Origin of the sequence: Paenibacillus sp. CH40 (genome assembly GCF_024213605.1) — a bacterium.
GTDB lineage: Bacteria > Bacillota > Bacilli > Paenibacillales > Paenibacillaceae > Paenibacillus > Paenibacillus polymyxa_B.
Map to the genome: position 1 here is coordinate 154,951 of NZ_JANAVQ010000003.1, position 21,311 is coordinate 176,261.

A 21,311-nucleotide genomic window follows, 5' to 3' on the forward strand; every position below is an offset into this window, starting at 1 on the left:
GAAAGCGACCATTTATGACGTACTCCAGTATTATACAATGTGATAACAATGCAGTAAAGATTTTTTTTAGCGAATTTTGTCTTTACGCTTTTGTACCCCTTTGTTTCATACTCACCCAATTAGACGTAGCATGGGTTCAAAAAGTTGCGTCCGTTTCAAAAAAAATTTTTATTTTTTTTTGATTATGTATTCCGCTTTCCACAGTCATAATTATACTATTGAACCTGTTCCTCCGTCATCCTACAACTTTTACCTTCTCAACCTTAAATGTACAAGGGTTATTTTCGTACATCTAAGTCGGTCTTTAATGGAGTATATTCGTTAAGAATTATCCATAGAATATATAAAGTACATAAAGTCTATAGATTCCCTTGAAATCTAATACTCTAATACACTTTAAGTAGTAGGAATGACGGAGTAACAGTGATTTACGGTATATAACCGAGACAAATTACTTCACTACATTAATCTTCGCGCCATCCGTAAGCAGACTAACGCCCTTAACGACAACATTTTGTCCTTCAGCAAGCCCCTTGGTTACCTCAACCTGTTTGGCACTCTCCTGGCCTGTCTGCACTTCTACCCGCTTAGCAACAGTTCCCTCCACTACATAAGCATACTTCTTCCCTGCCTGCTCCGTAATGGCATCCTGCGATACCAAAATGTTTTTAGGAGCTTCTGATTTCATGTATACAGTTACAACCATCCCTGATTTTAATTCACCAGAACCATTAGGGACTGAAATCTCGACAGGATATGCCTTGAGATCATTATCCATTACCGGATTGACAGCCGATACTTTGGCCTCAATTCGCTTATTTAACGAGTCCACGCCTACAGTTACAGATGAACCCACCTGCAACTTAAGAAGCTCAGATTCAGAAACGTTAACTTTGGCAATAATAGGATTGGTATTCGCTATTGTAGCAACCGCAGATTGTGCACTAACCATTTGCCCCTGGGTTCCTGTTACTACCGATATCGTGCCGGAAATTGGAGCTTTGACTACAGCATCCACCAATTGACTACGAGCTGTGTCTAAACTGGACTTAGCCTGATTGACAGAAGCACGAGCTACGTCAATGCCCGTTTTCTGTTGTGCAAGACGTAATGACTTTTGAGCATTATTATATGTTGTTTGCGCACTTTCCTTAGACGTTTGTGCATTATGAAGTGTGATCTGTGCATTCTCCACCGCAGTTACAGCCCTTCTATGCGCTATTTGAGACTGCTCTAACTCGGATTGAGAAAGAGCACCCGCACTAAACAGCTGTTGGTTGCGATTAAGCGTATTTTGAGCATCACGCACAGAACTCTGAGCATCTACCAGACTGGTCTGAGCTTGAGTGATCGTGTTGTCTTGCTGGACAAGCGCACTTTTGGCTTGATCCACGCTGGATTCTGCCTGCTGCACCGATTGCGCTGCACCTGACTCTGCCTGCTTTAAATTGGCCAGGGCAACCTGGTACGACTCCTGGGATTGCTTAATGGAGTCCCGCAAGTCCTTTTGGTCTATAGTAAACAATGTGTCGCCCTTATTTACTTTTTGCCCCACTGTAAGGTTAATGCTTTGAATTTTGCCACTAATTTTCGGAGACACCTGAGCCGTCTCTTTAGGAGCAAAGCTACCAATGATACCTGTTGAATCGTTAATGCTGCCCTTGGTGACTTTTGCCACTTGGACCGGAGTGGCCTGTTGGGCCGTAGTCGGTGCGGCAGGGGCCTCCCCCCCACCGCAACCCGCTAATGCAACTGATAAAAGCAAAGTTGTAGCAATCAGAGCACTTTTTTTATTCATTATGTTTCTCCACCTCACCTTATATATGAACACTTTTTTGTAGTTTCGCTTCTTTTTTCAATTCTCTCTTCGCTTGTCTTTTTAATTTCCGATTCTTACGTTTTTGTATCATATTATCCATGATGACGTAGACTACCGGAATAAGAATCAATGTAATAACAGCTGCGAAGGATAACCCGAATACAACAACAACAGCCATCGGTGCTTGTGTTTCGTTACCCTCTCCTGTAGCGAATGCCATTGGGAGCAAAGCTAGTACAGTAGCCAGCGTGGTCATCAAAATCGGACGCAACCGCTCAGAAGCTCCATGAATAATAGCTTCATCCCGATCTTGGCCGTCTTTTCGGAGCTGAATTATAAAGTCAATCATAACAATGGCATTGTTGACGACCAAACCGACGAGCATGATGTAACCCGTCAAAGCTGAAACGCTGAGACTCGCCCCGGTTACAGCTAAACCGATAAGCACACCAATTACCGTAGGTGGAACGGAAAACATAATAACAAACGGTGTGAGCAACGATTCGAACTGTCCTGCCATAACCATATAAATGAGCACGACAGATAGCAAAATAGCTATCGCTAAGTTCATGAAAGACTCCATCATTTGTTCATTTTGGCCGCCACCCGTATCTGCACTGTAGCCCTCTGGGAAGTGAGTAGTCTTCAAAAGAGCATCTATTTTTTGATTAATAGTAAGGATATCCCCTGTTCCGCCAATATCAGCTGTAATCTGCACTTGACGCGTTTGGTCTTCACGAGTAACAGTATCGGGTACAGTCCGTTTATCAATACTTACTACGGAAGACAAAGGTACATCAATACCTTGAGGAGTGGTAATCCGCAAGGCTTGTAGATTTGACAAATCATGGCGATTTTGCTCTGGCAATGATATCTTCACATCAATCTGATCTTCACCTGTACGATAGCTTGTAGCGACTGATCCATTAAAAGACGTATTCACTGCAGATAAGATTTGAGTTGCTGATAAGCCATATCGACTCGCAAGCTCCCGATTAACGGTAATCTCATATTCTTCGCGAACCGCACTCAAGCTACTTTTCACATTAACCGTACCCGGTATTTTTTTCACGTCCGCAACGAGATTGTCCGAGAGTTCTCTCAGGACGTCAATATCGTCACCTTTTAGATTAATGTTAACAGCCGCACCGCTTGAAAGGCCTGTTGTGGACGTTAGTGTGATCTCTGCATCCGGAATACTATCAAATTTCTTACGAAGGCCCTCAACTACAACATCTGTTGGCTGATGCCCATCCTTGAGCGTAACACTTAAATCTGCCGAGTTGGTTGGAGTTGCACCTGAAAAGGCAGAATTGCCACCAGACCCAACTGTCACTGTCATTTTATCCAAATCAGGAACTTTCAATATTTCTTTTTCTATATCTTGAACAACCTTTTCCGTTTCTTCCAAGACCGTTCCATTAGGAAGTTTCACATTAACTGTGAATTCCCCAGTATCGGATGCTGGGATAAATTCAGCCTTAACGAAAGGAACTAGAGCCCCAGCTGCCACGAACATTAATAAAGTAATAATTAACACAGATTTTCTATGGTTGATTCCCCACTTCAGTACACGGCGATACCCACCCTTAAATTTCTCGAAGCCAATATTAAACCACACAATAGGGTTAACACCCTTATAAGTACCTGAAGAGTATATGGATTCATCCGGTACGGTAGGTAGCCAACGTGAACCGAGCATCGGCACAATCAGAAGGGATACGACCAAGGCTGCAATGTGAGAGAAAATAACTGTTAACGCCAACGGTTTAAATAGAACTCCCGCTATTCCATCAACAAAAACAACTGGTAAAAATACTACGATCTGCGCAAGTGCAGATGCCATAACGGCATTACCCACCTGCTTGGAGCCATCAATAGCCCCTTGTAGCATACTCTTCCCTTCATGCCGCTGTCTAAAAATATTCTCAATAATAACAACGGCAAAGTCGACAAAGGATCCTAGCCCCAGAAGCAAACCGCTAAGTGAAATAATATTAATGGTTTGTCCGGTGAAATACATCATCATAAATGTTGCTACGAAAGAAATTGGAATAACAATAGTAGCAATAATGGTAGAACGTATACTATTCAAAAATAACAGCAACACAATGGCTGCGATAATAAGTCCCAATATAGCATGCTCTACTAGTGAGTGTACGGAGTCGCTAATAGGTTTGGAAGCGTCTGTTACCATCTCCAGTTGAGTCCCCGGAGGTAATTCCTTCCGTATGGAATCTAAACTTTCCTTCACAGAATTGGCGATGGAAAGGGTATTTCCCCCTGTAGCTTTAGTAACAGAAATATTGACACTTGGCTTTCCATTATAGGTAGAAATGGTCGTAACTTCATCCAAGGAATCTTCAACTGTCGCAATGTCCTTTAGCTTAACGCTTCCTTTCCCTACTGGAATTGGCGTTTCACCCATTTCTGAAACAGCTTTATACTCACCTTGAACCCGAAGTTGAATTTCTGTAGTGCCTCGGTAGACCGAACCAGCAGAACCAGCTACGTTATTAGACGATAGCGCCTGGTTAATTTGATCCAGCGTAATGCCATAGCTTTGAAGCTTGGCCTGATCTACAGTAATCTTCACAAGCCGTTCTTGCCCACCTGACATGCTGACTGAAGCTACACCCGCAATTCTTTCAAGCCTCGGCTGGATAATATCTTTAGCAATAGGCTTCAGCTTGTTAATCTCTTGGTCCCCTGTAAAAGAGAGGGTAATAACCGGCGTTGCATTAAGATCTAATTTAAGTACGCGCGGTGAATTTGCCGCCTTTGGAAGAGACCCTCTGACCCCATCAATTTTGTCTCGCATGTCGAGGGTTGCCTGATTTATATCTACTCCCCAATTAAATTGAATGATGACCATAGATGATCCTTCTGAAGATTCGGACTGGATCGTATCTACATTCTCAATAGAAGCCAGACTCTTTTCAATAGGTTTGGTCACCAATTCCTCAACTTCCGTCGGTGTCGAGTTCGGAATACTGGTCGCTACCACAGCGATAGGCAACTTCATATCCGGCATCTGCTCGACAGGAAGCCTTAACGCAAAAATACCGCCCCCGATTAGCAAAGCAATAATTAACATAAATACTGTTACAGGACGGCGTATTGAAAACTGAGACATCTCATCACTCCCCACTCACTTCTCTATGTAATATTTAAGCACACTCATCCACTACTACGATGAAATAGGCGTAAAGTTTCAGATAAATGTGCAAAAAAAACATATAAAAAAATAATAAACACATTTTGAGATAAACGCTTAAAAAAAAACAGTTAATTACATACGTTTAATGTGAATCGAAAATAAAAAACGTTGTAATGCTTAGCCAAAGTTTTCATCTCATTGATATTATGGCATAGGCCCTTAATCCCAGTCAAATAGCTGATTTATAAAAAACATCCCTCACATGTATATGAAAGGGAATTACCATTTCGCATGGAGGGATGTTTAATAAACTCAGGTGTTTTGTTGATTAGATTTTAGGAAGCAGTTTTTTATCAGCCATAACTTTAGCTACAATAATCGCTGCATCTCCGCGCAAGGTCAAGGAAGTAGGATTAAACATATATCCTTTTTTCAGATCACTTGCATCCACAGGCGACCCTGTGATAAAACCTTTCTTGGCGATAGCCAATATAGATGCTTGCGCATAGTAATCAATCTTGTCCGCATCTTTAAAGGTCTTAGACAGGTTCTTCATGATTTTGTCATGATCTGTTTCCAGCTTCAAATTCAATGCCTTGGCAATAATGACTGCTGCATCTTGACGCGTGATTACATCTTCCGGCATAAAGATTCTTGGTTGTGAACCTTTGACAATACCGGCACGCGCAGCTGTTTCAATATAACGATAATCGTATAGAGCATCTGCTGATATCGTATTTGGAATAGACACGTCGTCGAAATGCTTCGCTCCACTGAAATTAAGCGGAATTTGCAGACCTTTGACAATCATAGACGTGAACTCGCCTCTTTTAATGTAGCTGTCAGGTCCAAAGCTATTAATTGGATCCATTGGGTTCATGACACCTTTGGCCAAGATAGCTTCGATGTAATCTCTAGCGTATTTGTGCTTAATGACATCACTATACGTTTCTCCAACCTTAGCAACTACATAGTAGCCAAAACGATCAAACGGTACCTTAATGGTATGTTTTTTCGGATCCACTACACCACCAATGTTCTGCCAATCTTTAAGATCAGAATCGAAATAGAACACTGTCATTTGTTTCCCTGCATCCTGAGCAATACTGCTATCATACGTCAGCGTCAATGTAGCACGCTTGGATGGTACTAACTCGTTAGATGGGTCGCGCCAGTAGAAGTTTTTGATCTTGCTACTGTCATTTTGCGACTTGTTAGCCAATTGATAAGGATCAGCACCATAAGTTACCGGATCGTAATCATCCGTTTTAATGTCATCTGCTGTACCTGGATCAATCCAGAATACCGGACTCGACATATTAAAGCGGGCCGGAAAATCTCTGTTGAAGTATCTACTTCCATCTGCAATCAAGCTCTGCATATCGGACAATGCTTTTTCAGTTTCAAATTCATGACGGTCAACCACACCATCTTCGCTATTTGCTATTGCAAAGTACAAATTGTGACCAGAGAAAACCTGGTTTTTGAACTGTTGCGGTTGATCGTAGTCCCGACGAATCAGACTCGTTCCCTTTGCAAAAGCAAGTGTAAGATTACCATCGAACACTTTGTGCGATGTTTTCATCGCTTCCATGTACTGCTCGCCAGGGATATTAGTAGGCACATATTTAACAGTAATGGTCTGTTTCAGTTTTTCTTTACCTACAGTAACCACTACGTCAATTTTATTATCTTTGTTGGCTTTTAGACCTGTAACGATGGCTTTGTAAGTTGATGGATAATCAATGGTGCCATCATAATCAGAGTCGAAACCCTCTTGAACTGCTGTTTCTTTACCTACCGTAACACTATCTGCATTACCTGCATTTACAACAACTTGCACAAAGTTTTGATTCACGATTCTCTTTTCAGGGAGCGGACGCAAAATATCAAAAGATGTGGATTGACCGGATACTTGCAGTCGGAAAGTAGCAAATGGTCCGCTCTTACCGCTATTGTACAAGGTAATATTATAAGCTATTGGTGTTCCATCTTGCGAAATAGTTTGGTTTTTCAACACAAAGCTGAAATACTTTTTGTCCGGATGGTAGTACACAAGCAGGTCTTTTAAATCTTTATTTGTAAATTTGTCTGTAGTAGAACCGGAATTGTATGTTGTCTTAGCATCTTCTGCTGAGAAAAACTCGTTACTCAGTGTCCAGTTGACTTCACTGTCATCCGATCCCTTAATCTCCAAAATATATTGATCTTTATTAGCAATATCACTTAACGAACCATTTACCTGATCTGCTTTACCCAAATCAGCAATACTGAAAGTACCAAATACATTGATATTTTTCAGAGATGTATTGTAGTTGGTATCATCCACTTTGGTGAAATTAGCATCTTTTGATTTCGGAGCAATTTCGCTATATTTCGGCGTATTGCTCAAGCCGCTAACTGGTGTAAAAGGGATGATTCCTTGTGTGTTGGGAACAGGAATTACTGGAATATTCGTCTGTGTAAAGTTTACTTTTACCGTATTGCTGTACTCAATACCTGGCTTGTATACAAACTTGATTTCATTATTCCCGTTCGCCAAGGCATTGGCTGCGGCTGTGTCCGAGGAAGCAGCAAGCTTGAAGTCCGCTCCTGAACCATCCAAATCAACCAATACATTATTAATATACAGGAATACATTTCGGTTACTTCCAGTGTAATGAATATCTGCTGCATTGCTCACATCAAGCAATTTACCTTTAAAGTAGCCCAGTTGAGTCAATTTATAGGTATTCAAGTTTGAGCTGGATGTATTCAACGGAATTTGTTGCCCATCATAAATCGTATCGTATTTCATGAACGGACCCTGCAACAGATTCACCGTTGCTTTAATTAACTTGGTCGAGTCACCATTCAGATAAAAATTCAGTACATTTTGTCCTTCTTTAGGCAAAGTGTCTACATAAGCAACAATTTTCTTCACTTGCGTTGACTTACCATTAATTGTACGAATCACATCTTGAGGCGACCCTACAGTATGAACGGATACTCCAGAAAGCTCACTAATTGAAGAAGGTGCGCCATTAACAACGATAAACTCCATACCTACAGGTACAGATGCAGCATCTGTAGTCTTGTTCTTCATAGAGCTACCTGTTAATTTCATAGCTTCATCTAGGGCAGCTGCCTGATCAGACCCGCTTCCTTTAGTTCTGTTCAACAATTGAGTATTAAAATCAGGAAGATAGTTAACATCATCAATATACGGCTGAGTGCTGCTGCGCAATGTAAATTGGACAGCCGATGGAGCTGGAGGTGTACTGCTATCCGTATAAGTTATGCCCAGGGATGCTCTGGTCAAATGATCAAGTACAGCTTCCGAAGGTACAGTCACCTGAAATGGATATACTTTATAACCATTTGAAGTAACTACATTTGCAGTATCAATTGTGGCATCAACCCCAGTCGCACTACCCACAGCACTACCATTGTTACTCACATCGGTAAAACGTGCATTGATTGTGGCCACTCCTGGATCAGTTGCACCGCCTGGCACTAAAACATTACCTTTTAAAACCACACCACTTGTAGACGATACGGTAAAGTCAGGCGAAGTGGTCAAATCAGCAGAAACATTCCCATCCTTATTCAGGGTCAAATCAGAAAATTCCGGTTTACCCGTATAAATCGTAATTTCACGTGTAACTGTGAGGGCCTGAGTTCCGTTGCCCACTTTAATAGTCACTATATTTTTACCTGGACTGAGTACCACACTACCTGTTAATTTATATGCGGTATAAGAGTTAACTGTATACGTATTACTGCTTTTTGCAGACGTGAGCGTAACACTGTCAGCATTAGGAGCCGTACCTTGAATGACTACTTTCACATCATCCGTACCGCTATTGCGTGCGTCTGTCAGCACCGCTGTCTGATTCTCAAGCAACTGTTCGGTTTCACCATTCAACGTAGCAGATAGATCATAAAGCTTAGGCCCATCCTGATACTCAATGTAAATGGAGTCCTTCATATCAGCCGAATTTTGGCTACTTTGAAATGTAATCCGGTTCAAACCAGGAAACAGTTTAATGTCTGTAACTTTAAGCGTAGAGCCACTGACTGTAATTCCGCCTTTTTGACTCTCGTTCTTATTAACCACGTTAAGGTTTGTTCCATTTTTAGAGAGTTGGAATACACTATAAGATATAGTACTTCCGTTCACTCCGTTAATCGTACCGTTAACTGTAACTCGGTCAGTGTTTACCATTCTAGCCGAATCCACATCATATTTTTCACTTGGAAAAATAAAATAAGTTCCCGTCGCAGCATGAGCCGTACCTACCAGGGCCGCCGGCACCAAGCCAATGATGAGACCAACCGTCAGCAACATGGATAGCAATCGTTTCAAATCATTGTCCTCCTTTGATTCTGTCGCACCTTGGGGTACGTAATCATTCAATACTTTTTTTATCGGTAGTAAACATACAAAAAATTAGTAAATTCTCAAAAAAGGAGGGAGTTTTTTTACAGCAAACATCAAAAAAGCCTTCAAACCCGCGGTATACCGCCAAGCTTGAAGGCTTACTTTTTAAATTAAAATTATAATTTCGAACGCGTTTGGGAATCTGGCTTAGCCAGCAACCGAATCAGTGTGTTTATAACTGGGCGTTTGGTTTTGCCAACAAGACCAATAACCTCTGCACCAATCTGTAGGAAGAACATCATAATACAAATCACGACAAAGGTGACCCAGTTCGCTTCATTAAGCGCAGCAGAAGATTGAATCACGGCCAATACACCGAAAAATGCCGCAATACCGTAGATAATCAACACCGTCTGTCTGTGACTGAAACCTAGTTCGCGTAAGCAGTGATGCAAATGACCTTTATCCGGAGAGAAAATCGGTTTTTTCTGCAACTTGCGACGAATGATAGCAAAGAATGTATCTGACAAAGGTACACCGATAATAATCAATGGCGTAATAAAAGATACGATAGCAATTTGCTTGAAACCAAGCATGGATAGCATGGCCAGACAGAAACCTAAAAATAATGACCCTGTATCACCCATAAATATTTTCGCAGGATGAAAGTTGAAAAATAAAAATCCGATAATACTGCCCAGCAGTACAAGACAAAGCATAGCTACCATGTAATTGCCCATCAATACCGACATCACAAAGATAGTCCCAATCGCAATTCCTGAGACACCTGCAGCCAGTCCATCCAGACCGTCAATCAAATTGATGGCATTCGTTACACCTACGATCCAGAAAATCGTAAGCGGAATGGAAATCCAGCTTTCCAAAGATGAGTATGCATCCTGAAAAGGTACATTTACAAAATCTACACGAATATCAAAAGCAAACACGACCATACACGCAACGGCAATTTGAGCCAAAAATTTCAATTTTGCATTGAGATCAAAACGATCATCGAGAGCACCAATCAGTGTAATCAGCGTGCCGCCAATCAGAAAGGCTGCGATAAAGTTAATATCCCGAGAGGACAGCATTCCGTCAGGCACAAAAGGTAACACCGCCAATAAGGACAACAGAAATGCCAAGAAAATCCCCAGTCCGCCAAGACGCGGCATAATTCGGGTATGTACTTTTCGGGCATTCGGTACATCGACGGCTCCAACCTTCACAGCGAATTTCTTGACGAGCGGTGTCAGTAACAGCGCAAGTCCCAGTGCCATGATGAACCCAATAATATAGATCAATAACATTTGATCATTCGACCCCCAATTTTAAAGCAATCCCTTTTCAGATGTAACCGCATTGAATTATACTCTGATCAAAAATAAATACCAAGCTTCATATTCTGGCAAATTAGCGGGTTTTGAAGGCAGATTCAAGCTATTTATCACACTTTTGTGACGTTTTCTTTTTCGCGCATCACTTTCGCGGCGAATTTCGGCAGCGCAAGCATTCTTTTGTATCGGCTTGGCTCTTTGAGGAGTCTATATAACCATTCAGCCCGTAGCTTTTGGAACAATTTAGGTGCGCGTTTGGTTCTGCCTGATATAACATCGAAGCTACCGCCAACCCCCATCATCACCGGTACACCCAGTTGTTCCTTATATTTACCAATCCAGGGTTCCTGTGTGTCCGCTCCACGTGCTACAAACAACAAATCGGGATTTGCTTCACGAATGGCTGCAATCACCGCTTCATCCTCTTTAGGTCCAAAAAAGCCATCACGCTTGCCACAAACCGTAATCCGGGGATAAAGCTCATGTACCCGCTTTGCGGTCGCTTGAATCACCTCAGATGTTGATCCCAGTAAATAAACCTTCCAATGATAGTTTTCTCCAGCTGCAAGTAATTCATGTAACAAGTCAAAGCCCGCTACCCGCTCAGGTACAGGATGTCCTACATAGTTTGCAGCCCAGACCACGCCAGTCCCATCTGGAACAATCAACTCTGCCTGTTTCATCACGTCCATGTACACTGGATCTTCCAATGCAGCCATTACCATAATCGGATTGGCAGTGATCACTTGATGGGGCCGGCGAGACTCCACTGCTTGAATTAATACATTTAATGTATCTTTCATATTAAGCCTTGATACCGGAACACCGAAAATCGGGACGGTAGGCACATTCGTAACCTTATCAACTGTCACTGTATCCATCATCCTTTGCGACACAAGTAATTAACGATATGCTGTGCCGGTAAGCGAGCCTCACTTTTTAACAAAGCAATGGCCGCTCCCTGGCTCTCGATCCATTGACTTCGCTGATCCAGCAACCGCATAGACTCATTAGCCAGCGTTTGTCCATCCAGTGCCTCTGTAGTGCCTACAGGCTGGCTACCGACACGGCTGAGGAAATGATCAATTTTGGGATCGTAGGATATCCCCAACGGAGGCACCTGGTGGGATGCTGCATAGATCAAGCTGTGTAATCGCATCCCGATCATCAAACTGCAACGACTGACTTCCAAAAGCATCTGTTGAGGATCGGTGACTTGATCGCACATGCTGACAAGGCTTCCCGTCCCCCTAATATCCCCCAACAAATCCATTACCATCCTTGAAGCCTGCTCGTCATCAGGCAGATGGAAAGGTAAAAAGCGTAAGTGTACACGGCGCTCAGCAGCTAATTTTTTCAAGCCGTCCGCAATAGCCGTTAAATCGCGACGCTCCTTATCCCAGTAACGTACAGATACACCAACGATCGGAAGTTTATCCTTATCCGTTTCAGTTGCTGCTTTATGCAGCTCGGAACCCGAGGGCAATGGAAGCCCCATTACCGGATCAGGAACAACTTCGACAACCGGGTTCTTTAGTTTCATAGTACCCAGTAGTGCGGCAGACTGCTCATCTCTTACAGAAACATATTCACAGCGCTGAAACACAGAACGGATCATAGGATAAAATATCTTCCGTTGTACCGGACCAATGCCCTGAGCATATACAAACGTCGGTTTTCCAGCCCATTGGGCCAGTTTCAGAATCGCCAGATAATACGGAATAGTTTTAGGGCTTGTTGCATCCTGGAGCAAACTCCCGCCGCCACTTATTAGCCCATCGCTGTTTTTAATCGCTCTACGAACTTCCCCTAGACTCATCCGTGGTACAGCTTCTACTCCGTACATTTTCTGTGTCCAAGCGGGGTCAGAAGACAGAACAACAGGCTTGATTGTAATCCCCGCCTGACGACTCTCCTCCTCTAAAGCTGTCAAAATCGACTTAAGCACCGCCTCATCTCCACTATTGTTAAAGCCGTAATAACCCGAGATGATTATCGTTTGAGCTGTGGTGACCATTTCTTCCAACACCCTTCCAGCACTTGCCACACGACAATTGCGATGATTCCCAGCACCAGGCCCAAGCCCAATCCTAACAGCCCGCGACTAAGCGACAATGCCGCTGGAGAGTGAATGTGAGCAAAGGTATCCACCATAGAGGCTTGACCAATAGCAGCTATAATCAGCAAATAGATTGCTTTGCGATATTTCAAAGCCAGGAATGCCCCTGCAATAAACAGTGGGTGAGCCATCAAAAATTCCTTATTGCGCGGACGTACACCAAACGCATTTTCAAGGAAGTTCCGGAAGACCAACTCCGTGTTCGACACCGTACCCGCATTTCCGGTACGAGTCAAATAGTAATAACCTGCGGCTGCGATAACAGCCAGTGCGATAACCCACAATACAGTAATCGGCGTACGTAGCAGCTTGGAAATTTCCTCCCGTATAGAAACGCCACGATAAAAGAAAATATATATCGCTGCCAAGAAGATCGGCAGAACGTGAAGCAAGCTTACACCTCTAAATTGATTCAGCACAAGGCTGTAGGCAATACTGTTCAACAGCGCAATAACGAAAGGCACCGCAGCCAGCGACAAAATCGCCGTCTGCACGTACAGTATAAACGTTTGAATCAAACGCTGACCTACAGAAAGTTCAGCACCCTGTTCACGTTTAATTCTAATCGTACGCACAGCGATGATCATTGCAACCGTAGGTCCGCTAATCGCTGCGAGTAGGGCCAGGCCTTGCTCCATCAAGCTAGAGTTCAAAACATAAAGTCCTGCTGAACCTACCAAGCCAAGTGCAAATGCCAGCAAAGTCAATGCCGGGACGAAATAGGACACCATAATGGAGAAGAATGCCAGTGCACCTAGTACGACAATCATTTTCAGATAGCGCTGAATGGACGAATCGACGACTTGGAACGGTTCAGCCTGTCCGAGTTCAAACCCCTTTTTCTCCATCCGTTGTACAGCGTTACCCGGCTTGTCCAAGCTGTGGATTAGGTTATCTACCGAATCCTTCACCTTGGCTTCAGCAATACTACGGCTAGGCGCGGTATTCAGATACAACATGCGAATATTACGGTCCTTGGTGGCCAATGCAAAACGATCGGCCAACGTTTCAACATCGAGCGTTGAATCTTTATCGCTCAATGAGTATAAACGCACAACGTTATAGTGGATATCGTAAGCGAGCTTATTGAAGCCTGCTTGCGGTTTTTTTAAGTTTTCGATAGCAGCTAGGCCAATATCGTATTTGTTCAGCAATTTAGCAAATGCCGCTAAGCTATGCTCTTTCTCGTTATCGGTGAAGCCTTTGACTGAATCACCTTCAAACAAAATGCGTTTTACACCATTTTGCTGAAAGGAAGCAAGCATCTCTTCCGTCAACTCCTGGTTGTAAGGAAGACTGTCGCTCATCCGTGGAACAATAAAAAATCCTTTGCTCCGAAGCTGCTTCATCGCAATCGGGTCAGGCTGCATGGGCTTGAGATATGCATCCTCTGGAGATGTTTCCACAACTAAACCTTCCTGTCCCTGATAAGTCCAAGGTTTTACATTGATGTCCAGGCTTGTAAACGTACGTAAAATTAACGGCTTTAATGCCTCGGCATTTTCTTTATCAGCGAAAACAATATACGTAAAATTCTCATTTGCAGGTGAAAGCCGTTTTTCCATATCGGCAACGTTCTGAGTCGTATAGGTTACGACGCGACCCGCTTTACGGAAATCATCCAACGTACTTTCATACATCGCCATGCTGTTCACACCCGCTTGCTGTAAGCGGTCAAGTTGCTCATTCAGATAGTCCTGCGGGTGAGCCTGATACGAGGCTGCCTCCGTCAAATCCCGATAATCGAATACAATCTCTACTTTTTTACTCGAGGATTCTGTCTTCACACGATCGGCGATGACTGGAATGGAAGCCAGCAAGCCGACAGCCACCAAAATCCATAACCATTTTCGAGAAGCCGTATTCCAATACTGCCATTTCTGATACACCAAAGAACCTCCTTAATATTCGGGATTTTGCAAAATTCAATGCTGCCCACCTTGTCGTACTCAGCCTTTTGGTAGGTCACTCATTGAATTTTGCAAAATCCTCCGTTGCCGGAATAAGCCTATTTTCCCAAAGCCTCTTCCAGGTTATTCTGCAATACAGAAATGACCTCCACGGCGTACTGCCCTTTGCCGTGAGAGGTCACCGATTACTATATCTTATCCAATTACCTTAACCTATTCTATTATAAAGGGATTTTTCTCAAGCGTCTACGCGAGCCATAACAGCATCGACCAGATGGCTGATTCTTTGCTCCGCGTCTGACAGCGAGGAACCGCGTACCGCAAAGTATACTTTGATTTTCGGCTCTGTGCCCGAAGGGCGCAGGCAAAACCACGAACCGTCCTCCAGTAAGAATTTGAGTACATTTTCCTGTGGAAGTCCGTCCAGACCTTGTGAGTAGTCCAGTACCTTGTCTACCTTCACGCCTGCAATCTCTTGAGGCGCGTTGCTACGCCAATCGGTCATTTTGCCCTGAATTTGTGCCACTCCATCCTTACCCTTAAGGGTACGAGACTCCAGCTTCTCAAGGAAGTAGCCAAACTGCTCGTACAGCTCTTGTAAAACATCATAGAGCGTCTTACCTTGTGTGCTGTAATAAGCAGCAGCTTCAGCGATCAGCATAGCCGCCAAGACAGCATCCTTATCGCGAGCATAATTCCCTGCCAAATAACCATAGCTCTCTTCATAGCCAAACAGGTAGGTGTACTCGCCAGTTTGGTCAAATTGGTTCATTTTCTCGCCAATATACTTGAAGCCAGTTAGCGTGTTAAACACGGTTGCTCCAAAATGTTCGGCAATGACTGCACCCATTTCGCTGGTTACGATGGTTTTGATAACAGCCCCATTATTCGGAAGCTTGCCTGTTTCTTTCAGTTGATTCAACAAGTAGTAAACCATGATCGCGCCAGACTGATTACCGGACAATACCACATATTCGCCATCACGGTTTTTCACAACTGCACCCATACGGTCAGCATCGGGGTCTGTTCCGATCAACAGATCTGCACCAATTTTCTCACCCAGCGCAATTGCCAGCTTAAACGCATCACGTTCTTCTGGGTTTGGCGACTTGACAGTCGAAAATTCAGCATCTGGCAACTCTTGCTCAGGCACAATATGCACCTGTTCAAAACCAATTTTCTCCAGCACACGACGAACCGGTACATTTCCAGTGCCATGGAGAGGTGTAAACACAACTTTGAAGTTTTTGCCTGGTCCGGCTGCAATCAGCTCACGGTTCACACTCACACTGGCTACCGTATCTACAAACGCTTCATCTTCCTCTTCTCCAAGCCAAACCAACAATCCCTGTGCCTCTGCTTCCTCACGTGTCAGACTGCGAATGTCGGCAAACGAAGGAACCTCGCGGATATAACCAATTACCTGTTCAGCCTGATCTGGAACAAGCTGACCCCCTTCATCGTTGTATACCTTGTATCCATTATACTCAGGAGGATTGTGACTCGCTGTCACAACAATCCCTCCACTGGCTCCCAAATGACGTACACTAAACGAAAGCTGTGGCGTTGGACGCAAGGAAGGGAACAACTTAGCCACGATACCATTGCCCGCCAGCACCAAAGCTGCATCCAGAGCAAATTCTGGTGAAAAATGACGCGAATCATGTGCAATAACAACCGAAGGTTTGCCTTCTTTACCAGCATGCTGTTCTAAAATATAGCGAGCCAGCCCTTGAGTCGCCCGTCCAATGACGTAACGGTTCATCCGGTTACTTCCTGCCCCGATCACTCCACGCAGACCGCCTGTACCAAATTCCAGCTCTTTGTAAAAGCGATCCTCCAGTTCCTGCTCGTTGCCTTCCAATGCGCGCAACTCCTGTTTGGTCTCTTCATCAATATAAGGGTCTTGCAGCCAGCTCTCAATGCCTTCTAGTGCTTTTTTACTCAACTGCGTCATACGGAATTTCCCCTCTCCATTTTTGGGTTGTCAAAACAGGATTTCTATGTACACATGCACTCAGTACGTCGTGCTTATGTCGGCAGAGCTTTATTTATTGGGGAGGGTCAGATAAAGCAAACATAATTTCGCCCTCAGCTACTACCGTATCGCCTACTTTAGCCGTAGCTTTCCCTTTGCCAAATGCGCCTTTGGAACGAGTGATTTCCACTTCAAGCGTCAGTGTATCCCCAGGAACCACCTGCCCACGGAAACGGAAACCATCCAACCCTGCCAAGAACCCGATTTTGCCACGATTGCTCTCTAGGTGCAGTAATGCGACAGCCCCAACTTGAGCCAGTGCTTCGGTGATCAACACACCAGGCATAACAGGATACCCCGGAAAATGTCCAATGAAATGAGGCTCATTCATCGTTACATTTTTAATGCCTACTGCTCTTTTCCCTTCCTCCAGCTCAATAATACGATCCACCAATAAAAAAGGCGCTCGATGTGGGATAATCTCCTGAATTTGATTAACATCCAATTGCAATTTGTCCATTTACCTTAATAACTCCTCCCGCTTGCAGGTTTGACTCTGTATCAGTCATGAGTTACTGCAAGCATAATATTACCCCGCTTACGCTGCATAAAAACAGCTCATAACGGCAACAATGTTAGATATCCTTCACCTACTGCAGAAGTGGAGGTTGAGATAAGGGGCTTTTTCCGCCGGTTATGCAACCTGAGGCGCGAAGAAGCCCTTTTGCCCGTGCTTGGTTTTACCCCGCAGTGTTATAAACTTCCCCATCATTATACAGTTAACAGATGCAAAAAGAAAATTACGCGGAAGTACCATATTGGGTGCTCCTATTATGGGTAAAGTGGAGCTTCAATTGAGCAAAGGGGGACAGGCTGCGGGAATGGATCATTCTTCCGATCGCTGTTAACCTCGGATTTTTTCAATGTATAAGAATTCAAGGGTAAAATCCGAGGTTAAAGGCGAACGCTATCGCTTCTTCAGAACGATTCCATCCCCTCCGCCGAGTTACTCTTGGCTCAAAAAGAAAGCTCGCTTCAATAATGCTCGCTTGCCGTGAAGGGCAGAGAAAACCGAAGGCCTCTGTGATGGCCTTCATTGGCCACAATCCATGCGTGCTACGCTGGAGGCCCCTCCCTTAAAAGCATAACAAAACCCTGCGCCACTGGCACAGGGTTTTGTTATATACTACCCACACAAATTGCGGGTGGTTTATTTTAATAAAAGTGGCCTGATGGCGGGTAGCCAGCGGAGCGGGCAGAATTGTTCTGAAGAAGCGCAGCGTTTGCCTTTATCCCCGGATTCAAACCTCCAATGTTTTATAATCAAAAGGAATCTGGGGATAACAGCAATCGGAAGAACAATCTGCACGCGGAGCGGTCTTTTCCCGCCACCCCACTCTTTTAAAGTAAAATTAAGGCGCAAATATAAGATCAATGACATGCTGCCAGGTTTTCCACTCGAACACGCCTGACAACCCTTGCTTACCTACAATTACATATCCTGCAATTAAGCCGCCTAACAGCGATAACAGGAGCAGCAACGGAACTATGAAATAACGAGCAGTACGCCAGCGGGACTTCGTCTTTTCAGGCACCGGACGGGAATCAGATTGTTCTTCTTTCATCACCAAATCCTTAAGCCCTCAGATTGTTGGCCAGGTTCATCATCGTATCGCTAGAAGTTAGTGCCCGTGCCGCCATTTGATACATCCGCTGAACTTGCATCATATCCGTCATTTCGCCCGCTAAATCCACATTAGATTCCTCAAGATAACCGGAACGCACAGATACGTCCGCTGGAACTGCACCTGCCACACCTGCTGCTCCGAATACATTTGCCTCTGTTACACCATTCAACAACACGAATAGGTTATCATCCCGCTGTTCCAGTCCTTCTGGACGCTGTACATCCATTAGCTTGATTCTCTGACCAACCGTCGGATTCCCAATTCCATTAGCACGAATCAGCAATTCGCCATCCGAGTTAATAGCCACCTTGGAACCCGCTGGAGCAGTCACAGGAACATCATTGTTATCCAGCACGGAGTAACCTTCAGCAGTGGTCAACATCATCGTCGCACTATCATTCGGATCAGGAACAAAATGAAAGCTACCGTCACGGGTCCAAGCTTTTTGCCCATTTCCCTGGACTTCAAACATGGCATTACCTTGAATCGCCAGATCGGTAGGAAGTCCCGTCTCCTTGAGCGGACCTTGCTCCATATTTTTCATGATTGCGGCCGTTTTAACTCCGTAGCCCAAATTATAGCCGAGCGGCATGGCTCGTCCATTTTGGAGATACGTTGAAGGCTGTTGCTGCACATTGGCCAATACATCTTCAAAGGAACCCTGTTTACTCTTATAACCAACTGTATTGATATTAGCAATATTATCGGCAATTAAATCCAAACGCTGCTGCACACTGGCCATAGATACCATTGCGCCAATCATGGAGTTGTTCATCACTTACCCCCTGTTATACACGGCCTACTTCATTAACGGCCTTGTCCAAGCTTTTATCGTAAAATTGAATTACCTTCTGATTCGCCTCATACGCTCTTAACGCAGCCATCATATCCACCATCGACTGTGAAGCATCTACATTAGATACCTCCAGATAACCTTGACGAACGGACACAGCATCATTAGCGGTCATCATTCTAGCTGTAGCACCATCAGTATCATTCAGGCGGAAATTCCCATTGCCCTCACGAACGAGCTGGTACGGACGATCAATGACACTAATACCGAGCGTCGTCCCTAATGTCTGGTTGGACTGGCTATCTACCAATTCGCCTCGCTCATTTACTTTAAGCGCTGAGACAGCCCCCGTCAATTGAATTGGCTTTCCATTCGTATCCAGCACCGCTGAGCCAGTCGATGAAAGCAATGCTCCCGCTCCATTTACTTGAAAATGTCCATCACGTGTATAACGAACGTTACCATTACTGTCCCGCACCGAAAAAAACGCTTCTGGACGGTAGGTGACTTCACCGTTAGCATTGATGAATTTCCCTGCCTGATCAAAAGCCATAGGTTGACCAGTAGCTGGGTCGTTCACATTAATATTGGACTGTATCGCGAAATCCGTCGCTTGTCCACTGTCCTTTAATGCTCCCTGAATGTAAGGGGAGAGGCTTTCCTCAGCAAAAACGCCAGTATTGAGCTTGCCGACCGTACGGTCCGGGTTATCAGGGTTACCACCCGTCATGGAAATAAGCATTTCGGGGAAAGAACGCTGAACACTGTTCTCCTGTTTGTATCCCGTCGTATTCATATTAGCAATATTTTGCGTCACGGTGTCATGGCGTCGTTGTTGTGTCATCAATCCGGCGGCCGCAGTATATAAACCTCTCAACATGTATGGTGCACCCCAATCCTATACTCTGCTAAAATCATATGCTCGCGCGGAGGCAGGCAACCTGTCTGACCGCACACGAGTCTCTTATAGTCACTATCGGCAGATTAGAACTTTTTCTTAACCACATGATCCAAATTATCCAGCATAATTCCTGTACCTTTAACGACACAATGCATCGGATCTTCGGCAACCAGTACCGGAACACGCAACTCTTCAGCAAGCAGCTCGTCCAATCCGCTAAGCAAGGCACCGCCACCAGTCAAAATAACACCACGGTCAATAATATCAGCTGACAGTTCCGGTGGGGTCTGCTCCAATACAAACTTGGCCGCGGCAACAATCGCCGACACAGGATCTTTAAGCGCATCCTGCACTTCATCCGCAGAAATACTTAACGTTTTGGGCAATCCGGATACCATATCCCGTCCACGGATGTCCATTTCTGCACGCCGTCCGCTCGGATGCACAGTTCCGATAGCAATCTTGATATCCTCAGCCGTACGTTCCCCGATCAAAAGCTTGTACTTCGTTTTTACATATTTCATTATGGCTGTATCAAATTTGTCCCCTGCCATTTTAATGGAAGAAGCTGTTACGACATCCCCCATAGAGAGGACTGCAACGTCAGTCGTTCCGCCACCAATATCCACTACCATGTTGCCGCTAGGCTCAAAAATATCCATTCCTGCCCCGATGGCAGCCGCTTTTGGTTCTTCCTCCAAAAATACTTCCTTGGCCCCGCTACGCTCCGCCGCTTCACGAATCGCTTTTTGCTCCACTGAGGTAATGTTCGTCGGCGCACAAATTAGAATACGAGGGTGGCTGTACCAGCTTTTTCCCCCTACCCGATTGATAAAATATTTTAACATCGCTTCTGTTACTTCAAAATCGGCGATGACACCATCACGTAATGGACGGATGGCTATGATATTACCAGGAGTACGTCCCACCATACGGCGCGCTTCCTCTCCGACAGCCAGAACTCTTTTTGTATCGCTTTCTATCGCGACAACGGAAGGTTCGTCAAGAACAACCCCCTTCCCTTTGACGTGGATAAGCACGTTGGCCGTACCGAGGTCGATACCGATATCATTACTGAACATATTAAAAAGGCCCCCAAAGTGATATTTTAAAAGCTAAGATTCGACAAGAAGCGGCAAATATATGTATAAACCTACGGTTACATGTCATTTTTCGTCTTGTACCATCTTTTAACATATCATACTTCAGGGGGTTGATTCAATGGCTTTGCCAGCCAATTCACTAT

Annotated in this window: 13 protein-coding genes; all 13 read right to left on the bottom strand. The window is 44.4% G+C overall.

The genetic code is table 11. The annotated features are described in order from the left end of the window. Nucleotides 1–451 precede the first annotated feature (451 nt). The 13 genes from NLX73_RS10660 to mreB all read right to left on the bottom strand — a co-directional run bounded on the left by NLX73_RS10660 (nucleotide 452) and on the right by mreB (nucleotide 21,147). Nucleotides 452–1,798: an efflux RND transporter periplasmic adaptor subunit gene (locus NLX73_RS10660; RefSeq protein ID WP_254326134.1), complete on the bottom strand. Its 1,347-nt coding sequence runs from the start codon at nucleotides 1,796–1,798 to the stop codon at nucleotides 452–454. A 19-nt stretch (nucleotides 1,799–1,817) separates the two neighbouring features. Next, nucleotides 1,818–4,955 (bottom strand): efflux RND transporter permease subunit, encoded by a 3,138-nt coding sequence (locus NLX73_RS10665; protein WP_254326135.1) that lies wholly within the window; start codon nucleotides 4,953–4,955, stop codon nucleotides 1,818–1,820. A 352-nt stretch (nucleotides 4,956–5,307) separates the two neighbouring features. Beyond that, nucleotides 5,308–9,327 (bottom strand): S-layer homology domain-containing protein, encoded by a 4,020-nt coding sequence (locus NLX73_RS10670; protein WP_254326136.1) that lies wholly within the window; start codon nucleotides 9,325–9,327, stop codon nucleotides 5,308–5,310. Nucleotides 9,328–9,518: 191 nt separating this feature from the next. After that, the gene (locus tag NLX73_RS10675; RefSeq protein WP_013312307.1) at nucleotides 9,519–10,649 is read right to left on the bottom strand and encodes a glycosyltransferase family 4 protein; all 1,131 of its coding nucleotides are present in this window, start codon (nucleotides 10,647–10,649) and stop codon (nucleotides 9,519–9,521) included. Nucleotides 10,650–10,786: 137 nt separating this feature from the next. Continuing rightward, on the bottom strand, nucleotides 10,787–11,548 hold the full coding sequence (locus NLX73_RS10680; RefSeq protein ID WP_165177723.1) for a WecB/TagA/CpsF family glycosyltransferase: 762 nt from the start codon (nucleotides 11,546–11,548) through the stop codon (nucleotides 10,787–10,789). 8 nt (nucleotides 11,549–11,556) lie between these two features. After that, nucleotides 11,557–12,693: a polysaccharide pyruvyl transferase CsaB gene (csaB, locus tag NLX73_RS10685; RefSeq protein WP_254326137.1), complete on the bottom strand. Its 1,137-nt coding sequence runs from the start codon at nucleotides 12,691–12,693 to the stop codon at nucleotides 11,557–11,559. After that, nucleotides 12,669–14,684, bottom strand: a complete 2,016-nt coding sequence (locus NLX73_RS10690; RefSeq protein WP_254326138.1) for a DUF5693 family protein — start codon at nucleotides 14,682–14,684, stop codon at nucleotides 12,669–12,671. The genes csaB and NLX73_RS10690 overlap by 25 nt, the downstream gene beginning before the upstream one ends. A 259-nt stretch (nucleotides 14,685–14,943) precedes the next feature. Continuing rightward, entirely contained in the window at nucleotides 14,944–16,662 is a 1,719-nt protein-coding gene (locus tag NLX73_RS10695) for a phospho-sugar mutase (protein WP_254326139.1), read from the bottom strand. Nucleotides 16,663–16,756: 94 nt separating this feature from the next. Further along, nucleotides 16,757–17,203, bottom strand: coding sequence for a 3-hydroxyacyl-ACP dehydratase FabZ (gene fabZ / locus NLX73_RS10700; protein WP_013312312.1), 447 nt, complete (start codon nucleotides 17,201–17,203; stop codon nucleotides 16,757–16,759). An 892-nt stretch (nucleotides 17,204–18,095) separates the two neighbouring features. Beyond that, nucleotides 18,096–18,308 carry a DNA-directed RNA polymerase subunit beta gene (locus tag NLX73_RS10705; protein WP_061831651.1) on the bottom strand — a complete coding sequence of 71 codons (213 nt, stop codon included), beginning with the start codon at nucleotides 18,306–18,308 and terminating at the stop codon, nucleotides 18,096–18,098. 10 nt (nucleotides 18,309–18,318) lie between these two features. Beyond that, nucleotides 18,319–19,146 (bottom strand): flagellar hook-basal body protein, encoded by an 828-nt coding sequence (locus tag NLX73_RS10710; protein WP_061831646.1) that lies wholly within the window; start codon nucleotides 19,144–19,146, stop codon nucleotides 18,319–18,321. A gap of 13 nt (nucleotides 19,147–19,159) precedes the next feature. Then, nucleotides 19,160–20,044 carry a flagellar hook-basal body protein gene (locus NLX73_RS10715; RefSeq protein ID WP_069010009.1) on the bottom strand — a complete coding sequence of 295 codons (885 nt, stop codon included), beginning with the start codon at nucleotides 20,042–20,044 and terminating at the stop codon, nucleotides 19,160–19,162. A 104-nt stretch (nucleotides 20,045–20,148) separates the two neighbouring features. Then, nucleotides 20,149–21,147 carry a rod shape-determining protein gene (gene mreB / locus NLX73_RS10720; RefSeq protein ID WP_254326140.1) on the bottom strand — a complete coding sequence of 333 codons (999 nt, stop codon included), beginning with the start codon at nucleotides 21,145–21,147 and terminating at the stop codon, nucleotides 20,149–20,151. Nucleotides 21,148–21,311: the final 164 nt, after the last annotated feature.

What these genes read in the sequence shown, in the direction of transcription:
- NLX73_RS10660 (WP_254326134.1), bottom strand. Translation starts at nt 1,798, where the DNA reads ATGAATAAAAAAAGTGCTCTGATTGCTACAACTTTGCTTTTATCAGTT.
- NLX73_RS10665 (WP_254326135.1), bottom strand. Translation starts at nt 4,955, where the DNA reads ATGTCTCAGTTTTCAATACGCCGTCCTGTAACAGTATTTATGTTAATT.
- NLX73_RS10675 (WP_013312307.1), bottom strand. Translation starts at nt 10,649, where the DNA reads ATGTTATTGATCTATATTATTGGGTTCATCATGGCACTGGGACTTGCG.
- csaB (WP_254326137.1), bottom strand. Translation starts at nt 12,693, where the DNA reads ATGGTCACCACAGCTCAAACGATAATCATCTCGGGTTATTACGGCTTT.
- NLX73_RS10695 (WP_254326139.1), bottom strand. Translation starts at nt 16,662, where the DNA reads ATGACGCAGTTGAGTAAAAAAGCACTAGAAGGCATTGAGAGCTGGCTG.
- fabZ (WP_013312312.1), bottom strand. Translation starts at nt 17,203, where the DNA reads ATGGACAAATTGCAATTGGATGTTAATCAAATTCAGGAGATTATCCCA.
- NLX73_RS10705 (WP_061831651.1), bottom strand. Translation starts at nt 18,308, where the DNA reads ATGAAAGAAGAACAATCTGATTCCCGTCCGGTGCCTGAAAAGACGAAG.
- NLX73_RS10710 (WP_061831646.1), bottom strand. Translation starts at nt 19,146, where the DNA reads ATGAACAACTCCATGATTGGCGCAATGGTATCTATGGCCAGTGTGCAG.
- NLX73_RS10715 (WP_069010009.1), bottom strand. Translation starts at nt 20,044, where the DNA reads ATGTTGAGAGGTTTATATACTGCGGCCGCCGGATTGATGACACAACAA.
- mreB (WP_254326140.1), bottom strand. Translation starts at nt 21,147, where the DNA reads ATGTTCAGTAATGATATCGGTATCGACCTCGGTACGGCCAACGTGCTT.